General features: G+C 65.8%; 20 protein-coding genes, 2 tRNA genes and 3 pseudogenes. 17 read left to right on the top strand and 8 right to left on the bottom strand.

What is annotated here, in order from left to right; all coding sequences use genetic code 11:
- The 5 genes from lptB to AC27L4_RS05235 form a co-directional block, all read left to right on the top strand.
- Positions 1-690, top strand: a 690-nt coding sequence (gene lptB / locus AC27L4_RS05215; protein ID WP_487140991.1) for an LPS export ABC transporter ATP-binding protein, incomplete at its 5' end; no start/stop codon positions are given.
- Between the two features lie 159 nt (positions 691-849).
- Entirely contained in the window at positions 850-2,223 is a 1,374-nt protein-coding gene (locus AC27L4_RS05220) for a L,D-transpeptidase family protein (RefSeq protein ID WP_487140993.1), read from the top strand.
- A 319-nt stretch (positions 2,224-2,542) separates the two neighbouring features.
- Complete coding sequence (locus tag AC27L4_RS05225; RefSeq protein WP_487140994.1) at positions 2,543-3,655, top strand: microcin C ABC transporter permease YejB; 1,113 nt, start codon at positions 2,543-2,545, stop codon at positions 3,653-3,655.
- Positions 3,656-3,658: 3 nt separating this feature from the next.
- A complete protein-coding gene (locus tag AC27L4_RS05230) occupies positions 3,659-4,795 on the top strand; it encodes an ABC transporter permease (protein ID WP_487140995.1) in 1,137 nt (378 codons plus the stop codon).
- A gap of 72 nt (positions 4,796-4,867) precedes the next feature.
- A tRNA-Arg gene (locus tag AC27L4_RS05235) sits at positions 4,868-4,944 on the top strand.
- A gap of 102 nt (positions 4,945-5,046) precedes the next feature.
- Here AC27L4_RS05235 and AC27L4_RS05240 read toward each other — a convergent pair.
- The 3 genes and pseudogenes from AC27L4_RS05240 to AC27L4_RS05250 form a co-directional block, all read right to left on the bottom strand.
- Positions 5,047-6,461: pseudogene (locus AC27L4_RS05240) on the bottom strand (IS701 family transposase).
- Between the two features lie 274 nt (positions 6,462-6,735).
- The gene (locus tag AC27L4_RS05245; protein ID WP_487140996.1) at positions 6,736-7,497 is read right to left on the bottom strand and encodes an SDR family NAD(P)-dependent oxidoreductase; all 762 of its coding nucleotides are present in this window, start codon (positions 7,495-7,497) and stop codon (positions 6,736-6,738) included.
- A gap of 127 nt (positions 7,498-7,624) precedes the next feature.
- Positions 7,625-8,065 (bottom strand): nuclear transport factor 2 family protein, encoded by a 441-nt coding sequence (locus AC27L4_RS05250; RefSeq protein WP_487140997.1) that lies wholly within the window; start codon positions 8,063-8,065, stop codon positions 7,625-7,627.
- A gap of 143 nt (positions 8,066-8,208) precedes the next feature.
- On the opposite strand from AC27L4_RS05250, the gene AC27L4_RS05255 reads away from it, so the two are divergent.
- From AC27L4_RS05255 to AC27L4_RS05275, 5 genes are all read left to right on the top strand, one after another.
- Positions 8,209-9,117: a LysR family transcriptional regulator gene (locus AC27L4_RS05255; RefSeq protein WP_487140999.1), complete on the top strand. Its 909-nt coding sequence runs from the start codon at positions 8,209-8,211 to the stop codon at positions 9,115-9,117.
- 115 nt (positions 9,118-9,232) lie between these two features.
- Complete coding sequence (locus AC27L4_RS05260) at positions 9,233-10,084, top strand: SDR family NAD(P)-dependent oxidoreductase (protein WP_487141000.1); 852 nt, start codon at positions 9,233-9,235, stop codon at positions 10,082-10,084.
- Between the two features lie 24 nt (positions 10,085-10,108).
- Positions 10,109-10,411 (top strand): putative quinol monooxygenase, encoded by a 303-nt coding sequence (locus AC27L4_RS05265; RefSeq protein WP_487141001.1) that lies wholly within the window; start codon positions 10,109-10,111, stop codon positions 10,409-10,411.
- A gap of 27 nt (positions 10,412-10,438) precedes the next feature.
- Positions 10,439-11,164 carry an SDR family oxidoreductase gene (locus AC27L4_RS05270; protein WP_487141002.1) on the top strand — a complete coding sequence of 242 codons (726 nt, stop codon included), beginning with the start codon at positions 10,439-10,441 and terminating at the stop codon, positions 11,162-11,164.
- A 50-nt stretch (positions 11,165-11,214) separates the two neighbouring features.
- The gene (locus AC27L4_RS05275) at positions 11,215-11,454 is read left to right on the top strand and encodes an Atu4866 domain-containing protein (protein ID WP_487141003.1); all 240 of its coding nucleotides are present in this window, start codon (positions 11,215-11,217) and stop codon (positions 11,452-11,454) included.
- 66 nt (positions 11,455-11,520) lie between these two features.
- On the opposite strand, the gene AC27L4_RS05280 is transcribed toward AC27L4_RS05275, so the two are convergent.
- Positions 11,521-11,964: a MarR family winged helix-turn-helix transcriptional regulator gene (locus AC27L4_RS05280; RefSeq protein ID WP_487141004.1), complete on the bottom strand. Its 444-nt coding sequence runs from the start codon at positions 11,962-11,964 to the stop codon at positions 11,521-11,523.
- Positions 11,965-12,107: 143 nt separating this feature from the next.
- On the opposite strand from AC27L4_RS05280, the gene AC27L4_RS05285 reads away from it, so the two are divergent.
- Entirely contained in the window at positions 12,108-12,830 is a 723-nt protein-coding gene (locus AC27L4_RS05285; RefSeq protein WP_487141005.1) for an alpha/beta hydrolase, read from the top strand.
- A 95-nt stretch (positions 12,831-12,925) separates the two neighbouring features.
- On the opposite strand, the gene AC27L4_RS05290 is transcribed toward AC27L4_RS05285, so the two are convergent.
- The gene (locus tag AC27L4_RS05290; RefSeq protein WP_487141906.1) at positions 12,926-13,855 is read right to left on the bottom strand and encodes a LysR family transcriptional regulator; all 930 of its coding nucleotides are present in this window, start codon (positions 13,853-13,855) and stop codon (positions 12,926-12,928) included.
- Positions 13,856-13,972: 117 nt separating this feature from the next.
- On the opposite strand from AC27L4_RS05290, the gene AC27L4_RS05295 reads away from it, so the two are divergent.
- The 4 genes and pseudogenes from AC27L4_RS05295 to AC27L4_RS05310 all read left to right on the top strand — a co-directional run bounded on the left by AC27L4_RS05295 (position 13,973) and on the right by AC27L4_RS05310 (position 17,699).
- Positions 13,973-14,635 carry a hydrolase gene (locus AC27L4_RS05295; RefSeq protein WP_487141006.1) on the top strand — a complete coding sequence of 221 codons (663 nt, stop codon included), beginning with the start codon at positions 13,973-13,975 and terminating at the stop codon, positions 14,633-14,635.
- A gap of 47 nt (positions 14,636-14,682) precedes the next feature.
- Entirely contained in the window at positions 14,683-15,117 is a 435-nt protein-coding gene (locus AC27L4_RS05300) for an ester cyclase (protein WP_487141007.1), read from the top strand.
- 63 nt (positions 15,118-15,180) lie between these two features.
- The gene (locus tag AC27L4_RS05305; protein ID WP_487141009.1) at positions 15,181-15,777 is read left to right on the top strand and encodes an NADPH-dependent F420 reductase; all 597 of its coding nucleotides are present in this window, start codon (positions 15,181-15,183) and stop codon (positions 15,775-15,777) included.
- 166 nt (positions 15,778-15,943) lie between these two features.
- A pseudogene (locus AC27L4_RS05310) lies at positions 15,944-17,699 on the top strand (IS1634 family transposase).
- Positions 17,700-17,812: 113 nt separating this feature from the next.
- Here AC27L4_RS05310 and AC27L4_RS05315 read toward each other — a convergent pair.
- Positions 17,813-18,733 carry a LysR family transcriptional regulator gene (locus AC27L4_RS05315; protein WP_487141010.1) on the bottom strand — a complete coding sequence of 307 codons (921 nt, stop codon included), beginning with the start codon at positions 18,731-18,733 and terminating at the stop codon, positions 17,813-17,815.
- Between the two features lie 68 nt (positions 18,734-18,801).
- On the opposite strand from AC27L4_RS05315, the gene AC27L4_RS05320 reads away from it, so the two are divergent.
- Positions 18,802-20,217: an aldehyde dehydrogenase family protein gene (locus AC27L4_RS05320; protein WP_487141011.1), complete on the top strand. Its 1,416-nt coding sequence runs from the start codon at positions 18,802-18,804 to the stop codon at positions 20,215-20,217.
- Between the two features lie 95 nt (positions 20,218-20,312).
- Here AC27L4_RS05320 and AC27L4_RS05325 read toward each other — a convergent pair.
- Positions 20,313-21,670: pseudogene (locus AC27L4_RS05325) on the bottom strand (tyrosine-type recombinase/integrase).
- A gap of 158 nt (positions 21,671-21,828) precedes the next feature.
- Here AC27L4_RS05325 and AC27L4_RS05330 point away from each other — a divergent pair.
- Positions 21,829-21,899 (top strand) — tRNA-OTHER (locus AC27L4_RS05330).
- Positions 21,900-22,216: 317 nt separating this feature from the next.
- Here the strand turns inward: AC27L4_RS05330 and AC27L4_RS05335 are convergent.
- Positions 22,217-23,119, bottom strand: coding sequence for a LysR family transcriptional regulator (locus AC27L4_RS05335; RefSeq protein WP_487141012.1), 903 nt, complete (start codon positions 23,117-23,119; stop codon positions 22,217-22,219).
- Positions 23,120-23,125: the final 6 nt, after the last annotated feature.

Consider the following 23,125-nt stretch of genomic DNA (forward strand, 5'->3'; position numbering starts at 1 on the left):
AGCTACCGCAAGCGCCAGGTGGTCGCCGACGTCAGCCTCGATCTCAAGCGCGGCGAGGCGGTCGGCCTGCTCGGGCCGAACGGCGCGGGCAAGACCACCGTCTTCTACATGATCATCGGCCTGATCCCGCCCGATCACGGTCGCATCGAGCTCGACGGCCACGACGTCACCCGCCTGCCGATGTACCGGCGGGCGCGGCTGGGCGTCGGCTACCTGCCGCAGGAGGCCTCGATCTTCCGCGGCCTCTCGGTCGAGCAGAACATCCGCGCCGTGCTGGAGATCGCCGAGCCCGACCGGCAGGCGCGCGAGCGCCAGTTGGAGGAACTGCTGGAGGAGTTCGGCCTGACCCGCCTGCGCGCCTCGCCCTCGATCGCCCTGTCCGGCGGCGAGCGCCGGCGCGTCGAGATCGCCCGGGCCCTCGCCAGCCACCCCTCCTTCATGCTGCTGGACGAGCCGTTCGCCGGCATCGACCCGATCGCCGTCGGCGACATCCAGGCGTTGGTGCGCCATCTCACCACCCGCGGCATCGGCGTCCTGATCACCGACCACAATGTCCGCGAGACCCTGTCGCTGATCGACCGCGCCTACATCATCCACTCCGGCCACGTGCTGACGGAGGGCACGCCTCAGGCGATCATCGAGGACCCGGACGCGCGGCGCCTCTACCTCGGCGAGGAGTTCCGGATGTAGCGGGCCGGGCGCCCGGTTGTTGTCAACGGGTAACGCCTTGTCACAATCGCGCGCTGCGACGAGACCGCCCTCCCCGTCCGGCCCATATTCATGATAGGGTCCGCCTACGTTCACCCTGTTTCGGGCTTGCTCCTTGTTGGTTCTTGCATGACGATTCTGATGCGCACCGCCGTTGCGGCGGTCTCTGCCTTTGTTCTGACGTCCAGCGCCCAAGCCCAGACCGCAGCCCCCGATCCGGCACCCCCGGTGTCGGAGGCTCCGGCCGCAGCGCCCGCGCCCGTCGAGGCCGCCCCCGCCGCCCCGGCGCCGCTCGAAGCCGCCCCGCCCCCGGTCGCTGAGGCGCCGGCCGAAGCCGCGCCGGCGCCGACCGCCGCAGCCCCGGCCGCGGTCGCCCCGGTGAAGAAGAAGCTCAGGCCCGTCGCCGCGGCCTCGACGCCGCAGGCCCTGCCGCAGACGCCCTGGTCGGACGTGCCGACCTTCGACGCCGGCTCGCTCGACCGCCTCAACGGCCTGTCGCAGTTCTACGCCAGGATCGCCCGTTCCGGCGGCTTCCCGCCGGCTCCCCCGGCGACGCTCGGCCCCAAGGCCAGGGGCCCGGCCGTGGCGCAGTTGCGCCAGCGCCTGATCATGGAAGGGGATCTCGCCGCCGGCGCCGAAGGCGACCACTGGGACGGCGCCCTGACCGCGGCGCTGCGCCGCTACCAGATGCGCAACGGCATCGCCGCCACCGGCGCGATGAACGACCGCACCCGCGCCGCCATGGCGGTGCCGGTGGACAAGCGCCTGATCCAGATCGGCCACAACATGGAGCGCCTTGGCGCCCGCTTCATCGACTTCGCGCCGCGCTACGTCGTGGTGAACCTGCCGAGCGCCCAGGTCGAGGCGATCGAGGGCAACCGCATCTCGCGACGCTACATCGCCGTGGTCGGGCGCCCGCAGAACGCCTCGCCCGAGGTCGACGCCACCATCAGCGCCGTCAACGTCAACCCGACCTGGACGGTGCCGCAGTCGATCATCAAGAAGGAAATCGCGCCGCACATGCTGCGCGACCCCAGCTATATCAGCCGGCAGGGCATGTCGGTGCTGGACGGCGCGGGCAAGGAGGTCAACCCGGCCAGCATCAACTGGTCCAGCGACAAGGCGCTGAACTACACGCTGCGCCAGAAGTCCGGCCTCGGCAACGCGCTCGGCCAGTTGCGCATCCAGATGCCGAACCCCGAGGCGGTCTACATGCACGACACGCCGTCCAAGCGGCTGTTCGGCGCCACCGACCGCTTCTTCTCCCATGGCTGCGTGCGCGTGCAGGGCGTCAACGACCTCGCCGCCTGGCTGCTCGGCCCGGGCTGGGATTCCAGGCGCATCGGCCAGGAGATCGCTACCGGCCAGCGCAAGGACCTCTCCCTGCCCGACCGCGTGCCGGTGCACTGGGTCTACATGACCGCCTATGTCACGCCCGACGGCGCCGCCCATTTCCGCGACGACGTCTACGGCCTCGACTTCGGCAGCCAGGTGCGCGTCGCCGCCACGCAATAGGCCGGACCGGCGCGGGATCGGAACAGAAAAGGGCGCGCACAGCCCTCTCCGCCGAAGGCGGCGACGGGTGGGGTGCGGCGGGCAAGGCTCCGGCTTCGCCGGCATGGCACGACGGCAAGTGCAAGCGGGGCCGAGGTCGAGCCTTGCGGGCCACACCCCATCCGCCCCGACTGCGTCGGGGCACCTTCCCCGCTTCGCGGAGAAGGCTTTTGGCGGCCTTTCCTGCCCCCAAGGACCGTCCCTTTGCCGGGACCATCCGCCGCAGACCCTTCCCCTGAATCGCGCCAGTCATTAGGGTTGCGGCAAATCAGGGCCGCCGATGCTAGCCTATATCCTCCGCCGACTGCTCCTCATCGTGCCGACCATGCTCGGCATCATGCTGGTCTCCTTCACCATCATCCAGTTCGCCCCCGGCGGTCCGGTCGAGCGGATGATCGCCCAGCTCACCGGCAACGGCGGCGGCGACCGGCTCGGCGGGGGCGGCGGCGACTTCTCCGGCCAGGGCATGAATGTCGGCGCCGAGGTGAACTCGCAATATCGCGGCGCCCAGGGCCTCGATCCCGCCTTCATCAAGAGCCTGGAGAAGCAGTACGGCTTCGACAAGCCGGCGCCCGAGCGCTTCGTCCTGATGATGAAGAACTATCTCACCTTCAACTTCGGCGAGAGCTATTTCCGGGCGACGTCGGTGATCGAGCTGGTCAAGCAGAAGCTGCCGGTGTCGATCTCGCTCGGCCTGTGGGTGACGCTGCTCAGCTACCTCATCTCCATCCCGCTCGGCATCCGCAAGGCGGTGCACGAGGGCACGGCCTTCGACGGCTGGACCAGCGCCGTCATCATCATCGGCTACGCCATCCCCGGCTTCCTGTTCGCCATCCTGCTGATCGTGTTCTTCGCCGGCGGCTCGTTCTGGCAGATCTTCCCGCTGAAGGGCCTGTGGTCGAGCCGCTACGACGACATGCCCTGGTACCAGTGGCTCGCCTCGCCCGGCGCCCTCGCCGACTATGCCTGGCACCTCGCCCTGCCGCTGTTCGCCCTCAGCCTCTCGGCCTTCGCCACCCTGACGCTTCTGACCAAGAACTCGTTCCTCGACGAGATCCGCAAGCAATATGTCCAGACCGCCCGGATGAAGGGCCTCAGCGAGCGCCAGGTGCTGTACGGCCACGTCTTCCGCAACGCCATGCTGATCGTCATCGCCGGCTTCCCCGCCGCCTTCATCGGCGCCTTCCTCACCGGCGCGGTGCTGATCGAGAAGGTGTTCTCGCTCGACGGGCTCGGCCTGCTCGGCCTCAACTCGATCGTCGACCGCGACTATCCCGTGGTGTTCGCCACGCTCTACATCTTCTCGCTGATCGGCCTGGCGGTGAACCTGATCTCCGACCTCACCTACATGGTGATCGATCCGCGCATCGACTTCGACGCCCGGGAGGCCTGAGCCATGGACGCCGCCCTCCCCGCCCCGCCCCGCCGCCGCTTCGCCCTGTCGCCGATCAACCGGCGGCGCTGGCGCAACTTCAAGGCCAGCCGGCGCGGCTACGCCTCGCTCTGGATCTTCGGCCTGATCTTCGTGGTGTCGCTGTTCGCCGAGGTCGTCGCCAACGACAAGCCGTTCCTGGTCAAGTATGACGGGCACTACTACGTGCCGATCCTGTTCTCCTACACCGAGACCACCTTCGGCGGCGATTTCGAGACCGAGGCCGACTATCGCGACCCCTACCTCACCGGCCTGATCCGCGACAAGGGCGGCTTCATCCTCTGGCCGCCGATCCGCTATTCCTACGACACGATCAACAAGAACTCGCCCACCCCCTTCCCCGCCCCGCCGACCTGGATGCTCAGCGACGACCAGTGCCGGGAGGCGGCCGCCCGCGTCGGCGGCAGCACCTGCCGCGACCTGGAATGGAACTGGCTCGGCACCGACGCCAACGGCCGCGACCTCATCGCCCGCGTCATCTACGGCTTCCGCCTCTCGGTGGTGTTCGGCCTGATCCTGACCGTGCTGTCCTCGATCATCGGCGTCGCCGCCGGCGCGGTGCAGGGCTATTTCGGCGGCTGGACCGACCTGATCTTCCAGCGCGCCATCGAGATCTGGGTCAGCATCCCCGCCCTCTACCTCCTGATCATCCTGGCGGCCGTGCTGGCGCCGAGCTTCTGGCTGCTGCTCGGCATCCTCCTGCTGTTCTCCTGGACGACGCTGGTCGGGCTGGTGCGGGCCGAGTTCCTGCGCGCCCGCAACTTCGAATATGTCCGCGCCGCCCGCGCCCTCGGCCTCTCCAATTTCGGCATCATCTGGAAGCACCTCCTGCCCAACGCCACGGTGGCGACGCTGACCATGATGCCCTTCGTGCTCAACGCCGGCATCTCGACCCTGACCTCGCTCGACTATCTCGGCTTCGGCCTGCCGCCCGGCTCGCCCTCCCTCGGCGAGTTGATGCGCCAGGCCGCCGACAACGCCCAGCAGGCGCCCTGGATCGGCATCACCGGCTTCGTCGTCATCGCCGGCATGATGTCGCTGATGATCTTCATCGGCGAGGCCGTGCGCGACGCCCTCGATCCGCGCAAGACCTTCGCCTGATCGCGGTTTGCCCATTGCCGAGCCCGCCAAGCTCGGCTATGTAGGCCCCATCCAGGCGGTTCGCCGCCCGCAGCACCCGTAGCTCAGCTGGATAGAGCGTTGCCCTCCGAAGGCAAAGGTCACACGTTCGAATCGTGTCGGGTGCGCCAGTTCTTCTAATGAAATCAGAACCTTACTTTGTGGCGCCGTTTTGCGCAAATTGGCTGCGAAAGCACGATTCCCGATTTTCCGGATGGCTACGCCTTCTATTCTTACTGCGTCACAAGCGTTGTGGGACAGTCGGTGGCTTGCGCGGTGCGTTGCAGCAGGGACAGCGCTGCAGGCTGCCGGCGAGAGCGACGGTGAGGCGTCGGCGCATGGAGGCGATCGAGTTGGGCATGTGCCGTTCGGGCCGGGTCGGCGGCGCCTCGGGGTCGATAATCGTCGGGAAGGGCAGGTTGCGGGAGGTTCGCGGCGGTGCCCGGTCCGGAGGGGGGAATCGTCTCCCTTTCGGAGACCAGGAAGCCGTAGGCGGCGATGCACAGGGTGGCGTGATGGTGGAAGCCTCGCCAGCCTCGCCCTTCGTAGTGGCCGAGCCCGACCTCCTGCTTGAGGTCCTGGTAGTCGCGTTCGATGCGCCAGCGCAGCTTGGTGACATCGACCAGGTCGGCGAAGGGGATGGCCTCGGGCAGGGTGGAGAACCAATACTTGACCGGCTCCGCCTCGCTTTCGGGCCATTCGATCAGCAGCCATTCTTCCGGGCGCGGCTGGGTGAGCTGCTCGTCGCGGTGGGCCGGGCGCACGCGCACCCTGGCGTAGCGCGAGCTCAGCCAGTCGGCCGCGCCCTCGCGCCAACGGATGGTTTCCCAGGCCGAGGCCGGCAGGCTGAGCGCCAGGGCCTTGACCGTGACCGGCCGATGCTCGGCATCCCGGCGCAGGCGCGTGCCCGGCCGGCCCCGGCCGCTCCGCTCCCTCGGCGGCAACGGCCCGGTGCCGGGCGGCCACACCGTCATGGTCGACGTCAGGCCCGCTGCGTAGCGAAGGCCGAGGGCGGTGATCTCGGTGCGCAGGCGCGTGTCGACGCCATAGCCGGATCCATCAGCACCGTCCCTCGTGGAAGACCTGCCGCACACGCCGCCCGCAGCTGGGCCAGCGCGATCTCCGGCCTGGTCGCAAACGCCACCTCCGGCGGCACGCCCGCCTTGGCCCGCCGCAGCGGATCTGCCGCCCAATCTTCCGGCAGGCTGGCGGCATGGCTGGCGATCGACAGGCTCACCGCCACCTGGCAGTTGTCCTGCTTGCCGAGCTGGCCGCAATCTTGCCGCGTCACCCCGACCGAATGACGCCCCTTCTTCGGAAAGCCCGTGTCATCGATGATCCAGGCTTCGATCGGCCCACTGCGCTCGATCGCCGGCAGAACCTGCTCGCGCACCTTGGCCAGCACCGGCTCATCCGACCACGGCGCATTGCCGACAAAATGCAGCAGCGCCTGATGCTGCGCCGCCACCCGGGACGGCGCCGTCACCGCCGCCATCGGCTCCACGCTCTTGCGCTCGCCCGGCAGCAGCAGCCCGAGACAATAAGCGCGCAGCGGCTCCGCCCGGTCCGCATGCCCGATCACCCCGACAAGACCCTCGACATAGCTCGAAAAGCGCGCTTCACTCTCCCGGCTCGCCAAACCGTCCATCCCACCCTCCGATGAGGCCGGCCAAATCAGTCCAACACCATACGCCGGCCGCTCGCCCCAAAATACCGGTCCAATCCGCGGCTTTCTGACTCAGTAAGATTATCCACCGAGCGGCTATTCCATCTTCGCTTTCCATCGCACTGACACGTTGCCCGGTCCGGCCGGGCACTGGCTAATTGAGAAGTTTGCTACGGCGCTGAGTGCCCCACCTGAGTAGGTCCGAGAGAAAGCGGATAGGCGGCGCCGGTCGTGCCGGGGCCGCCTTCCCTTGCGATCAACCGATCGGCACGCTCATGCCGCCGTCGGCCATCACCACCGAGCCGACGATGAAGCTCGCGCGATCCGACGCGAGGAAAGCGACGATCTCGGCGATCTCGAGCGGATCGGCAGCACGCCCGATCGGCGCATTGCGGCCATGCTCGGCGAGGAATTCGCGCCCGTCCGCCCGAAAGTGATTGAGCAGGTTGGTGACGACGTCGCCGACGCCGATCGCGTTGACGCGAATGCCATCCCCGATCGCTTCCAGCGCTTGGGTGCGGGTGAGCTGCGCGAGCGCGCCCTTCGACGCGGAGTAGGCGGCGATGCCCGGAAAGGCGAAATAGGAGGCATAGGACGCGATGTTGATGATCGCGCCCGATTTGTTCGGCGTCATCGCTTTTTGCGCTTCGCGCGAATGCAGGAAGGCGCCGGTGACATTCGTCTCCATTTGCCAGTTCCAGTCCTCGCGGGTCATCTCGGTGAGGTTCTTGTAGATGATGCGGCCGGCATTGTTCACGAGGATGTCGAGCCTGCCGAAAGTGTCGACCGCCAGCGCGACCGCCTTTTCGGCGGCGCCGTCCGCTGTGACGTCGGCGACGAATGCCACCAGACCGTCGCGTTCGAGCTCCCTGACCGCCGGATCGATATCCTCGGCCACGACCCTGGCGCCGCGCGCATGCAGCAATTCGGCGATGGCGCGGCCGATTCCGCTGGCGGCGCCGGTCACGAGGGCGACCTTGCCCTCCACTTCATTCACGGTCGATGCGATGCTGGTCATTGTCTATCTCCAGATTGGGGTCGTTGATGAAGGGCCAAGTCGTTGATCCCTTTGACGATGTGGCCGCGTAGTCGTGACGTGATGCGGTTATGCCAATGCCGCGCGCGCAGCGTCGGCTGGCAGGAGGTCAGTTCGTTGCCGGCAGCATCGCGGGCGCGAGGTGGCGCAACAGGCCGTAGAAATCGAAATAGGAGTCGGCGCGGGCGATCTTGCCGTCCTTGAGGCGGTAGACGTCGCAGAAGCGGACTTCCATCGTCCGGCCGCTCGGTTCGATCGTGCCCGCCGGGGAATGGAACACGCCGCGCTGCGTGCCGCGGCCGATGCCCTGAGCGATGACGTGATCGCCCATCGCCACGAGGCTTTGAACCTCGCAGGTGGCGTCGGGGAAGATATCGAACCAGCTCTTCCAGGGATCGATGATCGCGGTGACACCGATGGACGTAAAGTCGAACGGCACGTCGAGCCACTCGCTGTCGGGCGCGCCGAATCCGGCGATTGTCTCGTGGTCTTTGGCGTTCACAGCGTCGTAAAGCTGGCGGATACGGGCAAGGTTGGCATGGTGGGTCATCTCAAAGGTCCTTCCTCTCGGGGAGGCTGACTGCCTCTGACGCCGTTTTACGGTCTTCCATTTCGACGAATAATCCGGTCAATTTCGATTGGGTTTGTTAGCGCGGGCACATAATGGTGCGCCGACCCGAGGGGAGACCGGTCATGACGCCATCGGTACAGGGCGCCGAATATGCCCAGCTTCGCGCGTTCGTCGCGGTGGCCGAGCAGATGAGCTTCAGCCGCGCCGCCGAGCAGCTCGGCGTCACGCCGTCGTCGCTGAGCCAGATGATCCGCAACCTCGAAGACCGGATGGGCATCCGCCTGTTCAACCGCACGACGCGCAGCGTCGCCGCGACGCCGGCGGGCGAAGCGCTGTTGCTCCGCCTGCGGCCGGCGATGGACGAGATCGCCAGCGCGCTGACCCATGCCGCGCGCTTTCGCGACGGCACCGCCGGGACGGTGCGCGTCATCGCCGCGCGCGGGGCGGCGCTTGCCTATATCGCGCCGGTGCTCGGCGCCTTTCATCGCGCCTATCCCGACGTGCTGCTCGACGTGACCGTCGACGACGCCGTGGTCGATGTCGTCGCCGGCGGCTGGGACGTCGCGATCCGCCCCGGCGAGGTGGTCGAGCGCGACATGATCGGCGTGCAGATCGGCGGCGAGATGCGGCAGGTCCCGGTTGCGTCACCCGACTATCTGGCGCGCCACGGCCCGCCTGCGACGCCGGAGGAACTGCTTGGGCACAATTGCATCCGCTGGCGCTGGGCCGGGCGGGCGCTCCCCTACAATTGGGAATTCTGCCGCGACGGCGAGTGGTTCGAGCTGGTGGTCGACGGCAAGCTGATCGTGTCCGAGCGCAGGTTGATGATCAGCGCGTGCCTCGACGGCGCCGGGATCGCGTTCGCCACCAATCTCGAGATCGCGGAACTTGTCACGCAGGGCCGGCTGGTGCCGTTCCTCGAGCCCTGGTGCGCGTCCTATCCCGGCTACTTTCTCTGCTATCCGCAACAGCGGCAGATGGCCCCGGCGCTGCGCGCCTTCATCGACTTCGTGCGCGCGGCGCCGATCTGATCTCGACCCATTATGTGGTCCAGCTAACAGACCTTCGTAAAACAAGCCGGATTATATCGCTTCGGTCACGGGTCTAACTCTTCTCTATCGGCGCTGCTCCCTCCGGACGGCGCATTTGCAGGAGAGCACCATGACCCGGAAAATCTGGTTCATCACCGGCATCGGGCGCGGCCTCGGCCACGCGACCGCCCGGGCCGCGCTGGCGCGGGGTGATGCCGTCATCGGCACCACCCGTGACGGCAATGCGCCCGCCGACCTGACGGGCGACCTCACGATGTTCGCGCTCGACATGCGCATGCTCGATACGGTCGCCGATGTTGCGGCGCGGGCAGCGGCGATCCATGGCCGGCTCGACGTCGTCGTCAACAATGCCGGCTACGGCCTGGTCGGGCCGGTCGAGGCGGCGCAGGACGACGAGACGGCTGAGCTGTTCCGCGTCAATCTGTTCGCGCCGCTCGCGGTGATCCGCGCGGTCCTGCCTACGCTGCGCGCGCAGCGGTCGGGGCATATCGTCAACATCTCCTCGGTCGCCGGCATCGCGCCAGGCGCCGCCTCAGGGGTCTATTCGGCGAGCAAGGCCGCGCTCGGCGCATTGTCGCAGAGCCTGGCGCAGGAAGTCGCGCCATTCGGCATCTGGGTGACGAGCGTGTCGCCGGGATCGTTCCGCACCGATTTCCTGTCCGACCGTTCGGCGAAGCGCAGTGCGGCCGAGATTGCCGACTATGCGGCGGGCGGCACCGTCGCGGGGCTGCTCGCCAAGGACGGCCGCCAGATCGGCAATCCTGCCGCGGCCGCACAGGCGATCCTTCAGGCCGTCGATGCCGACGAGCCGCCGCTCGACCTGCTGCTGGGCAGCGACGCACTGCAGCGCGCCCGCGCCCGGCTCGACCGCTTCGACGATGACGTCCGCCGCTGGGAGGATGTCAGCCTCGCCACCGATTTTTCTGCCCAACCCGCAAGAGCCTGAGCCGACCTAACAAGGAGACGTCTCGTGACCAGCTACACCAATCTCGCTTTTATCCGTGCTCAGTCAGGCAAATCCGACGCGCTCGGCCAAGCGTTGCTCGAACTCGTCGCGCCGTCACGCGCTGAACCAGGCTGCGGCACATACGAGGTGCATCGCTCGAACGACGATGCGGATCTCTGGATGGTCTATGAGACCTGGGCGTCGGCCGCCGATCTCGAAGCGCATTTCGCGCTGCCGCACATGCAGGATTTCGTCGCGAAGATCCCGGCGCTCGTTTCCGGCGACCTCGACCGGCGCGCCTTCACCCGCATCTCCGATCCGGCCTGAGCGGCCGGGGCTCAAAGGATTATTGCCATGACCGGGATCGTACTCATCACCGGCGCCAGCAGCGGCATCGGCGAAGCCACCGCCCGCCTGCTGGCGGAGGCCGGCCACACCGTCGTCCTCGGCGCGCGGCGCACCGACCGGCTTGAGGCGCTTGTCGCCGAGCTCGGGAAGGCAGGTCACACCGCGCGCTGCCGCCGGCTCGACGTGACCTCGCGCGAGGACATGCAATCCTTCATCGATGCGGCGATCGCCGAATTCGGCCGGGTCGATGTCATCGTCAACAACGCCGGCATCATGCCCTTGTCGCCGATGGCCTCGCTCAAGGTCGACGAATGGGACGCGATGATCGACGTGAACATTCGCGGCGTCCTCCACGGCATCGCTGCAGTGCTGCCGTCGATGACCGCGCGTGGCGCTGGGCAGATCATCAACATGGCCTCGATCGGCGGCCATCATGTGTCACCGACCGCAGCGGTCTATTGCGCGACCAAGTTCGCGGTCCGCGCGATCTCGGACGGGCTGCGCCAGGAGAACGACAAGCTTCGGGTGACGGTGATCTCTCCCGGCGTCGTCGAATCCGAACTGGCCGAGACCATCTCCGACGCCGCCGCCCGCGAAGGAATGAAGGCGTACCGCGCCATCTCGATCAGCCCATCCGCGATCGCGCGCGCGGTGCGGTTCGCGATCGAGCAGCCCGAGGATGTCGACACCAGCGAGATCGTCATCATCCGTCCGACCGCCAGCGCGCATTGAGCGCGGGCATCGGGCGGGAACTCTTCACCTTTTAACCGCAAGGATCAACGATGGCAGACCATGATTTTGTCGGCATGTGGGTGACCAAGGACGGGCATATCCGTCAGGAGCTTCTGCCCAACGGGCGCTACGACGAAGCGCGCGGAACCAAAAAGAGCGCCTATCAGGGCAGCTACACCGTCAGCGGCAACCATATCGACTATGTCGACGACACCGGCTTCACCGCGACCGGTGACGTGATCGACGGCGTGCTCTATCACGAGGAACTGGTGCTCTATCGCGAGCGGTAGGGGCGATCGGTCCATAATTACTCCGGCCACTCAAACGATGGGAGGAATGGAGAGCGACGCAAGGCGCTACCTGGTCGCGTCGCGCATCCCGTCGCGCAATTTCTGGACCTTCCGGTTCAGGTCGATCATCTCGGGCACCGTGAATCCGGAATGCTGGAGCAGGGCATCCGTCAGGCATCCGGTTTCGGCGTGAAGGTCGCGGCCCTTCGCGGTCAGGCGGACCTCGACCAGCCGCTCGTCCGTGGTGCTCCGGTGCCGGCCGAGGAACCCTGCCGCCTCCAGCCGCTTGACCGCCGGCGTGATCGTGCTGGGTTCGAGAGACAGGCGATCGGCGATCGCGGAGATCGTCAGCCCGTCCTTCTCCCAGAGCGTGCTGAGGACGAGATACTGCGTGTAGGTCACGCCCAGCGCATCGAGCATGGGCTTATAGAGCCGGTTGATGGCGATCGAGGTTGAATAGATCGAGAAGCAGAGCTGGCTGTCCAGCGGGAGCGTCGGGGCGTCGGCCATGAGGGTCTCCATAGGCGTGGCAGGTTGCGTGCCGCAAAAATCAATATCGCGATAAAAAATATCTTTACAAGGGAATTGGACTGGCGTACACGATGATTATCGCGATAAAGAATTGTCGCTGAACCAACCAAAGGAAACCTGCCATGACCACCGCCACCGAGACCCTCTCCGCTGCTCTCGCTTCCGCCTCCGCCAGGAACGTCGTGCTGGTCCACGGCGGCTTCGTCGATGGCTCAGGCTGGCAGGGCGTCTACAATGTCCTGAAGGCCAAGGGCTTCAACGTCACCATCGTCCAGAACCCCACCCTGTCGCTGGCCGACGACGTGGCGGTCACCAAGCGCGCGATCGCCCGGCAGGACGGGCCGGTCGTGCTCGTCGGCCACTCCTATGGCGGCGTGGTCGTCTCCGAGGCCGGCACCGACGCGAAGGTGAAGGCCGTCGTCTATATCGCCGCCTTCGCGCCGGATGAGGGCGAATCTGTTTCCACGCTCATCGCCAACCCGCCGGCCGGCGCGCCCGTGCCGCCGATCCTGCCGCCGGTCGATGGCTTCCTGTTCCTCGACAAGACCCAGTTCGCCGCCTCCTTCGCCGCTGATGTCGATGCCGAAGCCGCGGCCTTCATGGCGGATTCCCAGGTGCCGTGGGGCGTCGAGGCACTTGCCGGCGCTGTCACTGTCCCGGCCTGGAAGCACAAGCCCAGCTACTATCTCATTGCCTCCGACGACCGCATGATCCCGCCGCCGGCCCAGCGCATGATGGCCGAGCGCGCCGGTGCGACCGTCGCAGAGGTCGCCGGCAGCCACGCGGTCTATGTCTCGAAGCCCGAAGCCGTGGCGAAGCTCATCGAAGAGGCCGCCAACGGCTAAAATCACCGCCGGCTGATGAACGAAGCCCCTGGATGCAGCCGTGTCCGGGGGCTTTCCTGTGGGAGCGGATGCATCCAAGCACGCCGCGCGGCCGCTTAGCCAAGACTGCCGGCAAATCGCTCGGCGAGCCGCTGGCGCCGGAACGCCTCCGCGACGAAATCGACAAAGACGCGGGTCTTTGACGGGAGCAGCGTGCGGCTCGCGTAGTAGATCGAGATCGGCCCTTCGTCGATGTACCACTGCGGCAGCAGACGCACGAGTGCGCCGCTCTCCAGATGCGGCAGGACGTGGCACACGGCGTTCAAGGTCACGCCGAGACCCAGCAGCGCTGTGCGGCAGGTCGCTTCCGGATCATCCAGGACGATGGTTTCCCTGAGCTTCACTGGAACTGCGGCGCCTTCGACGTTGCGCATGATGCGTTCGCGCACCCGGCCCGTCCGCGAGGAGCGCCATGCGATCCCGTCGAACGCGGACAACTGCGTGGGGTCGGTCGGGTGTCTGCGCTTCTTCATGTATTCGGGCGAAGCAACCGCGATGAGGTGGAGCGGCGCGAGCGTGCGCGAGACGACGCCCGGCCCCCATTCGATGCCGCCGCCGATCGCGGCATCGAAGCCCTCGGCGATCAGGTCGGTCTGTCGCGTGGCGAATTGCCAATCGGGACGGATGCCGGGATAGCGGGCAAGGAAGGCGGGCAGCAGCGGCAGGATGTAGTCGGCCCCGAAATTGAGGCCCATGCTGACCTTGAGCACGCCCGCCGGTTCTCCGCCGTTCGTCGCCACGCTCGAAATGGCGTTCTGGAGCCCTTCGAGGTTGTCCCTGATCTCCAGCAGGAAACGCTCGCCCGCATCCGTCAGCGTCAGCTTGCGCGTGCTGCGATGAAACAGCCGGACACCGAGGTTGCGCTCCAGCATCGCGACGTTGCGGCTCACCGCGGCAGGTGTGAGCGACAGTCGCCGTGCGGCCGCGGAAAACCCGCCCGTTTCGGCGCTGCGGACGAAGGATTCGAGGTTGGCGAGCGTCTCCATCATCCACTTTCAAGCGTTGCTTGGAGGAAATGATAGCCATTACCGTCTAATCGCGCAGCAATGAATGTGGCGATATCGGCTTCGGAAACACCGCCAACCAAAACCGGAGCGAACGCCATGACCCAGTCCCCAGCCCTCAAGAACGGCCTCGACGCGCTGCTGACCCCGGAGGCGTCGGTGCTGGTGCTGATCGACCACCAGCCCTTCCAGTTCGCCAACCTGCACAGCCACGAGCCGATGATGATCGTGAACAATGTCATCGGCCTCGCCAAGGCAGCCAAGGTTTTCGGCGTCCCGACCATACTGACCACCGTGGTGGAGGATCGCGGCGGCAAGCTCATCCAGGGATTGCAGGACGTGTTCCCCAACCGGAAGCCGATCGACCGCACCTTCATCAACACCTGGGAAGACGCGCGGGTCGTCGAGGCCGTGAAGAAGACCGGACGCAGGAAGATCGTCATGGCCGCGCTCTGGACGGAAATCTGTCTGGCGATGCCTGCGATACAGGCTGCCGGCGAAGGCTACGACGTCTACGCGGTTACCGATGCGTCGGGCGGCGTCAGCGTCGAGGCACACGAGATGGGCGTGCGCCGCATGATGATGGCGGGCGTGGTGCCGATGAACTGGCTGGCGGTCGCGAGCGAATGGCAGCGCGACTGGGCGCGGCAGGAATCGGCGGCGGCGCTTGGCGGTTCGGTCCTGCCGCACACGGGCGCAACGGGCACATCCTTCGCCTGGGAGCTTCAGCTTCTCGGCCAGAAGGCAGGCGCCGGGGCCTGAGCCCGGATACCGCCGCAAAGATCTCAGCCCTTTTTCCGGAGCACGTCATGACTATCGACAATATCAGCGAAGCGGCGAAAGCCGTCGTCCGCCGCAATACCGAGGAAGTCCAGGGCGGCGGCAATTTTCAGGTGTTCGAGGAGCTGTTCGCCGACGACTTCCTCGACCACACGCCGCAGCCGGGACGCACACCGGACAAGAACGGCGCGCGGGAGCTGTACAAAGTCCTGCGCGCGGCGTTTCCCGACTTTCACGCGGAGATCCATTGGCAGCTTGCCGATGGCGACCGGGTGACGACCTACAAGACCTATCACGGGACACATCGCGGGGAGTTTTTCGGGATTGCCCCGACAGGCCGCGACATTCGATTCGAGACCGTCGATGTCATGCGGGTGCGCGACGGCAAGATCACCGATCACTGGGGCGTCGCCAACCTCTTCTCGCTCATGCAGCAGCTCGGCGCGCTGACGCCAAAACTGTGACCGCAAAGTCCATGCCGGCCGCGGTCGAGCGCCGCGGACCGGCCCTTCATGAAAGGACATCACATGACCATCGGAATCATCGGATCGGGCGCGATCGGCACGGCCTTCGCGCGCACCTTGGCGCGCACAGGGATCGCGGCCGTGATCTCCAACAGCCGCGGCCCGGACTCCCTGCAGGACCTGGTGCGTGACCTCGGCCCCACGATCAAGGCGGCCACCCGCGAGGAGGCGGCGCAGGCCGACATCGTGTTCGTGGCCGTGAACTGGACGAAGCTTCCGGCCGCGATGGCGGGGCTTCCGGCCTGGAAAGGGCGCATCGTCATCGACGCCAACAATGCGATCGAGGCGCCGCTGTTCAAGCCGGTGGAGCTCGGCGGCCGTGCGTCAAGCGAGGTGTTCGCCGATCTCGTTCCCGGAGCGCGCGTCGTGAAGGCGTTCAACCACCTGCGCGCGGAACTGCTGGCCACGGATCCCCGCTCCGATGGCGGGCGGCGCGTGCTGTTCTATTCCGGCAACGACACTGTGGCCAAGGCGGAGGTCGCCGCCCTGATCGAGCGGCTCGGTTTCGCCGGCATCGATCTCGGCTCGCTGGCGACCGGCAAGCTCGCCCAGTTTCCCGGCGGCCCACTCCCCAACCAGAACCTCGTCAAGATCGGGTGATGGTCTTCGCGCATCGAGATCATCCGCCTTAATCGGAGCTTCTTTCTTCCGTGTCCGACAAGTGCTTGATATTTCGGCAGAATGCGTCTCTGGTGACCTATAATGTAGCCATGTAATGGCGCCATTTCCGGTTACAATGCAAAGGATATTTGGTGTACAATCAGCCATGTACATCGAATCCGTCTCCAATCGTGACTCCCCGCCGGCAATCCTGCTGCGCGAGAGCTATCGCGAGGGCGGCAAGATCAAGAAGCGCACGCTGCTCAACCTGTCCGACTGGCCGCCCGAGCGCATCGCCGGCTTCAAGATGCTGCTGAAGGGCGTCACGGTGCTTCCGCCCGACCGGGAGGCGATCAGCATTGTGCGCTCGCTGCCGCACGGCCATGTCGCCGCGGCGCTGGGCACCGCCCGCAAGATCGGGCTCGACCGGCTGCTCGGGCCGGCCGGCAACCGCTGCCGCGATCTCGTCCTGGCGCTGATCGTCAGCCGGGTGCTCGATCCCGGCTCCAAGCTCGCGGCGGCGCGGGCACTGTCGCCCGACACCGCCGCCCCCAGCCTCGGCGCCGAGCTCGGCCTGGGGCCGGTCGACGAGGCGGACCTCTACGGTGCCCTCGACTGGCTGGCGGTCCGCCAGGGCGCCATCGAGACGGCGCTGGCCCGCCGCCATCTCGCCGGCGGCACGCTGGCGCTCTACGACGGGACCTCAAGCGACATGGAAGGCCGGTGCTGCCCGCTCGCCCAGTTCGGCGACAACCGTGACGGCAAGACGGGCAAGCTGCAGATCGTCTACGGCCTGCTCTGCGCCCCCGACGGCTGCCCGGTCGCCGTCGAGGTGTTCGAGGGGGCGACCGGCGATCCCTCGACGCTGGGCAACCAGGTCGCCAAGCTGAAGCAGCGCTTCGGTCTCGATCATGTCGTGCTTGTGGGCGACAGGGGCATGATCACCCAGGCTCGCATCGCCGAGGACATCAAGCCGGCCGGGCTCGACTGGATCACGGCGCTGCGCGCACCGGCGATCCGCGGCCTGCTCGAGGGCGGCGCCTTCCAGATGTCGCTGTTCGATGACCGCGACATGGCCGCCATCCACCTTACCGCAGTTCCCGGGCGAGCGGCTGATCGTCTGCCGCAATCATGCCCTGGCCGCCGAGCGCGCCCGCAAGCGCGAGGACCTGCTCAAGGCCACCGAGCGCAACCTCGCCCCCATCGCCGCCGCGGTGCGGCGCAAGCGCGAGCCGCTGCGCGGCAAGGCCGAGATCGACCTGGCCGTCGGCGCCGTGATCGATCGGCACAAGATGGCCAGGCACTTCGCGCTTCAGATCACCGACACCAGCTTCACCTTCGCCCGCAAGACCGCCGAGATCGCCGCCGAGGCCACCCTCGACGGGCTCTATGCCGTGCGCACCAGCCTGCCGGCCGCGACGCTCGACGATGCCGCCACGGTCAAAGCCTGCAAATCCCTCAGCCACGTCGAGCGCGCCTTCCGCTCGATCAAGACCGTCGATCTCCACGTCCGCCCGGTCTATCACTGGCTGCCCGAGCGGGTGTGCGCCCACGTCTTCCTGTGCATGCTCGGCTACTACCTCGAATGGCACATGCGCCGGCGCCTGGCGCCCATGCTCTATGATGACACCGACAAGGACGTCGCCCAGGCCCTGCGCGCCAGCGTCGTCGCCAGGGCCGAGCGCTCCCCCGCCGCCGTCACCAGGCAGGCGACCGGCCGCACCCCGGACGGCCTGCCCGTCCACAGCTTCCACACCCTGATCGCCGACCTCGCCACCCTCACCCGCAACACCGTCGAGATCGCCACCGCGCCGGGCATGCCCTTCGCCATCACCGCCCGCCCGACGCCGATCCAGGCCAAGGCCTTCGACCTCCTCGCCGTCGCCCGTACCCAGCAGAGACGTCCGTCAAGCCGGTTTTAGCTCGCAAGATCAAATGCTTGCGCTCCGCGAAAGAAAGAAGCTCCGCTTAGTCGGCAATGGCGCCGGGCCAAAGATCGTCGATTTCTTCGAAAGGCTCTTTCGATTGCATCGTGTCACTTAATCTGTCGGCGGATCAGATCGACGAACGCGCGCAACCGAGCGGGGATGTTGCGACGGCTCGGATAATAGAGGCAGAGCCCCGGATATTCTGGCGACCAGTCCTCCAGCACCGGCAGCAATCGGCCGGTTTCGATCGCCTCCGTGGTTGCGATGTCGGAGAGATAGGCCAGACCCTCACCGGCCAGCGCGGCCTGAAGCATGAGGTCCTCCTCGTCCAAAGTCATCGGGCCGGGGACGTCAACAGCGAGCGCCTCGCCGCGCCTTTCAAACTCCCAGCGATAGATGGTCCCGCTCCCCAAGCGCCGCCGGATGCAACGGTGATTAGCCAACTCCGCCGGAGTCTTCGGCTGCTTTCGTCCCTCGAAATAGGCGGGTGAGCCGACCACGATCGAGCGGATCGGACCGGTGATCGGCACCGCGATCATGTCGGGCGGGATAAACTCTTGCAGCCGCACGCCGGCGTCGAAACCCTTCCCCACAATGTCCACCATGGCGGCTTCGGTGACCATGTCGACCGCCATTTGCGGGTAGAGGCGCAGATATTCGAACACCAGCGGCGCCAGGATCATTCGCGCGGCGCCGAGCGTCAGGTTCAGGCGCAGCACGCCGGCGGGCTCGGCGCGATGTTCGTCGATCCGCTCCATGGCGGTGCGGATCGCGGCCAAGGCGGGAGCGATCTCGGTGACGAACTGCTCGCCCTCAGCGGACAGGGCGACGCTGCGCGTGGTGCGGTTGAAGAGCCGAACGCCGATCCGCGCCTCCAACGCCGCGACCGCGTGACTGAGCGCCGACGACGACATGTCCAGTTCGCGTGCCGCGACCCGGAAGCCGCCATGGCGCGCAACCGCCACCACCGCTTCGAGTTCAAGTTGGCTCGCCCTTATTGCGCGATTTCCTGCATCAGCCTGTGTCATTCTGATCGACTTATCAGAACAGTGTCGACGTGTCACATCGGCGGTTATCAACTCAGTGGAGACCCGCCATGCGAACCATCGACAAAGTCTACATCGACGGGCAGTTCGTCACCCCACACGGGGAGGAACTGTTCGACCTGTTCAATCCCGCCACCGAAGAGAGGATCGGCCAGGTGCGTCTGGGCGACGAGGTCGATGCCAAGGCCGCCGTCGCCGCTGCCAAGCGGGCTTTCCCGGCCTGGTCGCGCACCACGAAGGAGGAGCGTATCGCCATGCTGCGCCGGCTGCACGACGCAGTCGCGGCGCGGACCGATGCGCTCGCCGCCGCGATGACCGAGGAATACGGCGCGCCGCAGGCCTTCGTGGGCTTTTCCACCGCGCACGCGGCTAACCTCTTCCTCGACATGGCCGAAACGCTGGAGGCGTTCGAGTTCACCCAAACCGTCGGCGGCGCGGAGGTCAACCTGCAACCGGTAGGCGTCGTCGCCGCCATCAGCCCGTGGAACAGCAATATCGGCTCCATCTGCAGCAAGCTTGCCACCGCTTTGGCCGCGGGCTGCACCTTCGTCATCAAGCCCAGCGAAATGAGCGCCATTCAGACGCAGGTCCTCGCCGAGGCTCTGCACGAGGCCGGCTTGCCCGCCGGTGTGTTCAACATCGTCAACGGCCGCGGCGACGTGGTGGGCGCCGAACTCACGTCGCACCCGGACGTCGCCAAGGTGACCTTCACCGGCTCAACGGCGGTGGGTCGTTCGATCATGCGATCAGCGGCGGAGACGATGAAGCGTGTGACCCTGGAACTTGGCGGCAAGGGGCCGAACATCATCCTGCCCGACGCCGACCTTGAGAGCGCGATCTCGAACGTCGTCGCGGTCGGCTTCCTCAACAGCGGCCAGGCCTGCATCGCCGGGACGCGCGTCCTGGCCCCGAGGTCGCGCCTGCCGGAGATCCTCGATCTCCTCAAGGCGGCCGTCGCCGCCCTCAAGGTCGGAGAGTCCACCGACCCGACGGTCACGATCGGGCCGATGGTCAGCCAGAAGCAATGGGACCGGGTGCAGGGTTATATTCGCCTGGGTATCGACGAAGGCGCTGAGATTCTGGTTGGCGGCGAAGGCCGACCGGCCGGCCTCGATCAGGGATGGTTCGTGCAGCCTACGGTCTTTACCGGCGTGAACAACAACATGCGGATCGCCCGGGAAGAAATCTTCGGCCCGGTGCTGTGCGTCATCCCCTACGAGGATGAGGACGAGGCCGTCGCCATCGCCAACGATACCCCCTACGGCCTGCAGGCCTATGTCCAAAGCGCTGATCGCGCACACGCGCATCGGGTGGCCGAGCGCCTGGACTGCGGTCGGGTGACGATCAATGGCGCGCCACACGCGCCGCTGGCCCCCTTCGGGGGATTCAAGCAATCCGGCATCGGCCGTGAGTACGGCCAGTACGGGCTGGAGGCTCATCTGGAAGTCCGAGCGATCCTCGGCTGAACAGGTTGGAGAGGAGGACCCGAACCGATGTTCGGGTCCGGCATTGGCCTAGTCCGAGCCCGCCCCATCCTGATCGAGCGGTTTGGGACGCGGTCTCACGCAGCCAGGCGACGTCCCTCTTCGGCTTCGTTTGCCGGCTCTCCCACCGCTTTGGTGAGGAAGAGATCGAGCGCAGCTCGACGGGAGTTTCGATCTAGCGCGTAGGCGGTCTGCTTGAACTTGACCCCATCGAGCAGCCCCTGAACGTAACCGGAGATAGTGTCGGCGGCCATGATGAGGGCCGTGTCGAGCGAATGGATGTATTTGCTCGTGACCGTCCCCTTCGAGTGGCCGACCAGTGCGGCGATGGTGACCTCGGTGAAGCCGAGATCATTGGCGATGCTGGCGAAGCTGTGACGCAGGACGTGCGGCGTTACATCCGCCAGCGGCGAGTCCCGGAAAATCTGTCGCCAGTGGTTGGGGAATCCGCCAAAGGCGTTGTCATCGCCATGGCCGGGGAAGACATAGCTGCCCGTTGCGGTCTTACGGCGTTCCTCCAGATACTCGACCACGGTGAGGCCGATGGGACGGATGGAGGCACCTTCCTTGCTGTCCTCCAGTCGCATGCAGCTCGCGTCAGTGTCCGCCTCGGTCCGCTGAGACCGATCATCTCGCTCCGGCGGCAGCCGGTGAGCGCGATCTGTCGGATGATCTCGACCGTCATCTCATATTTCGGGGTTTCGGCCGCTTCGCGCAGAATCTCGCCGAGCGTGCGGTATTCGGCCTCCGTGAGACGGCGGTCGCGGACATTGTCCTTGGGCTCGCGGATGCCGCGGACGGGATTGGCGGTGATGATCCCGGCCTCCATGGCGTAGGTGAAAATGCCGCCAACGAGACCGAGCGTCCGCGTGGCCGTGCCGGCGCCGCCTTTCACGATGGACTTGCCGCGCAGCTTCTTGGTCTTCACCGACACCGCCGTCTTGCCCGCCATGATGTTCTTCAACACCTTGACCATGTCGGCTTTGACCAGGTCCTTGACCCGGCGGGTGCCGATCAGCGGGATGATATGTCGATGAATCCGGCCCGTATCGCTGACGATCGCCGTCGCCTTTTTCGGACGACCGCCCTTTCCGAGAATGAGCCCCGCTTCCAGATCCTTGAGATACATCGCGCATAGTTCTTTGACGATGATCGCCTGGTGGTCGAGCAGACGTTCCTCGGAAGGGTTGTCACCCTGAGCAACGCGGCCGAGCTGCACCTTCGCTTCCTGCCGGGCTGTCTCCGCCGTCCACACACCGTGAAGACCGATTGTGAACCGGCGGGTTCGACCCGCCGCGCGGTATTGGATAAGGTAGCTGCGTTTGCCGGACGCGAAGATGCGAAGGCCGAAGCCGGGCAGTTCGTCGTCCCAGATGAAGTAGTCCTTCTCGCGGGCTGCGGCTGCATCCACGACACGTTTCGTGAGCTTGGCCATTACGCGATTTCCCCCTGGAGATCGGGCTGTTTCCGCGGAAGCACCACGGAAGCAGCCGGATGAAAGTCGGAGCGAAGTGTCGGATATGGATTTCGGCGGGGAGAACCGGATTATCCATATGTTTCAAAGTGTTGTAGTATCATGGCGTGTCCTAGCGTGCATTTCGGATAGCCGGGACAAATTGCTCCGAAGGCAAAGGTCACACGTTCGAATCGTGTCGGGTGCGCCAAATACCGCCGATAGCCACCGAAACTACGCCCGCGTAAAGAGCGGGGGGATGGTTCTTGCGCGAGAAAGCGTGGAAACGGCGGCGTTTGGCGGTGAAAAGTTCGAATAGCTTCTGGTCGATTGGTCGATTTTGACCCTGCGCAGACGTGGTGTATGGGGCTTTGAACGATCGCTTTGCGAGGGTCCTTGCCGACATGCCAACGTCCTTCATGAACGCTCCTTCCACGGAGTGACGTATCGCGACGTCGTCGGGAGGGTGTCCACCCCTCGATTCTCGGTGGAAATATCTGGCTGTTCCGGAGCAGCCCTTAACGGAAATCAATAGCTTGCCCGTTCCGGGTCAGTGAGTTCGCGAATGACCCATTGTGCGGCTATCCTGGGCGATTCCTCGGATCGATGAATGAGGTATAGCGGCATTCTCCTGGTGCGGGGCGGTCGGTCGGCTAAATCCAGCACTATGAGACGCCCGCAATCGATGTCGTCCTTGACAATGCTCAGCGGCATAAATCCCCAGCCCAGGCCCGATCGAAGCATTCCGTGCTTTGACCCGAAATCACTGGTCAAAATGCGTTGCTCTGCATAGACGGAAAACATCCGTCCCTCAGTTCGCTTGCTTGGATCAGTCAAAATGACCTGTGGATGTTCCCGCAACAAGTCTCGAGGAATTTTTGAAAGAAGCGACAACGAATGTGTGGGAGCAGCGACCGGTTCGAGACCAATCTCGGGCATGGAATAGCTTACCAGGGTGGGATCAATATCCGGCAACGAGCCCTGAACGCCAAGACAATAATCTTTGTTAAGAACCCGATCTGGGACACCGCCGAGCACTTCTGTCCTTAAACGGAGCACGACGTTTGGAAACGCTTGTTGAAAGTCGCTGACCAATTTGACCATTCTGGCGACCGGGAAAAAGACGTCGAAAACAATCGAAAGTTCAGCTTCCAAGCCTTGATTTAGACCCTTCGCGCGCAGCTTCATCTGCTCCGCACGTGCGAGCACGCTGCGTGCATCGGCCAGGAGCGCTTGGCCATCCACGGTGAGGCGTGGCCTCCAATCATTTCGATCGAATAGAACGAGACCTAATGATTTCTCCAGATTGGCGACAGCGTGGCTGATCGCTGACTGCGCCCGGCGCAGCTGGCGTGCGGCAGCGGTGAAACTGCCAAGATCCGCGATTGTGACGAATACGCGAAGTTGATCCAGGCTGAAGCTATCCAGCATTATCAT

The sequence above is a fragment of the Labrys sp. Lb11 genome (assembly GCF_057554225.1).

Excerpts from the sequence above, each read along its gene's own strand:
- AC27L4_RS05315 (WP_487141010.1), bottom strand. The coding sequence starts at position 18,733 with ATGACACAGGCTGATGCAGGAAATCGCGCAATAAGGGCGAGCCAACTT.
- AC27L4_RS05280 (WP_487141004.1), bottom strand. The coding sequence starts at position 11,964 with ATGGCCGACGCCCCGACGCTCCCGCTGGACAGCCAGCTCTGCTTCTCG.
- AC27L4_RS05250 (WP_487140997.1), bottom strand. The coding sequence starts at position 8,065 with ATGACCCACCATGCCAACCTTGCCCGTATCCGCCAGCTTTACGACGCT.
- AC27L4_RS05320 (WP_487141011.1), top strand. The coding sequence starts at position 18,802 with ATGCGAACCATCGACAAAGTCTACATCGACGGGCAGTTCGTCACCCCA.
- AC27L4_RS05290 (WP_487141906.1), bottom strand. The coding sequence starts at position 13,855 with ATGGAGACGCTCGCCAACCTCGAATCCTTCGTCCGCAGCGCCGAAACG.
- AC27L4_RS05300 (WP_487141007.1), top strand. The coding sequence starts at position 14,683 with ATGACTATCGACAATATCAGCGAAGCGGCGAAAGCCGTCGTCCGCCGC.
- AC27L4_RS05225 (WP_487140994.1), top strand. The coding sequence starts at position 2,543 with ATGCTAGCCTATATCCTCCGCCGACTGCTCCTCATCGTGCCGACCATG.
- AC27L4_RS05285 (WP_487141005.1), top strand. The coding sequence starts at position 12,108 with ATGACCACCGCCACCGAGACCCTCTCCGCTGCTCTCGCTTCCGCCTCC.
- AC27L4_RS05230 (WP_487140995.1), top strand. The coding sequence starts at position 3,659 with ATGGACGCCGCCCTCCCCGCCCCGCCCCGCCGCCGCTTCGCCCTGTCG.
- AC27L4_RS05270 (WP_487141002.1), top strand. The coding sequence starts at position 10,439 with ATGACCGGGATCGTACTCATCACCGGCGCCAGCAGCGGCATCGGCGAA.
- AC27L4_RS05275 (WP_487141003.1), top strand. The coding sequence starts at position 11,215 with ATGGCAGACCATGATTTTGTCGGCATGTGGGTGACCAAGGACGGGCAT.
- AC27L4_RS05335 (WP_487141012.1), bottom strand. The coding sequence starts at position 23,119 with ATGCTGGATAGCTTCAGCCTGGATCAACTTCGCGTATTCGTCACAATC.
- AC27L4_RS05305 (WP_487141009.1), top strand. The coding sequence starts at position 15,181 with ATGACCATCGGAATCATCGGATCGGGCGCGATCGGCACGGCCTTCGCG.
- AC27L4_RS05245 (WP_487140996.1), bottom strand. The coding sequence starts at position 7,497 with ATGACCAGCATCGCATCGACCGTGAATGAAGTGGAGGGCAAGGTCGCC.
- AC27L4_RS05295 (WP_487141006.1), top strand. The coding sequence starts at position 13,973 with ATGACCCAGTCCCCAGCCCTCAAGAACGGCCTCGACGCGCTGCTGACC.
- AC27L4_RS05220 (WP_487140993.1), top strand. The coding sequence starts at position 850 with ATGCGCACCGCCGTTGCGGCGGTCTCTGCCTTTGTTCTGACGTCCAGC.
- AC27L4_RS05255 (WP_487140999.1), top strand. The coding sequence starts at position 8,209 with ATGACGCCATCGGTACAGGGCGCCGAATATGCCCAGCTTCGCGCGTTC.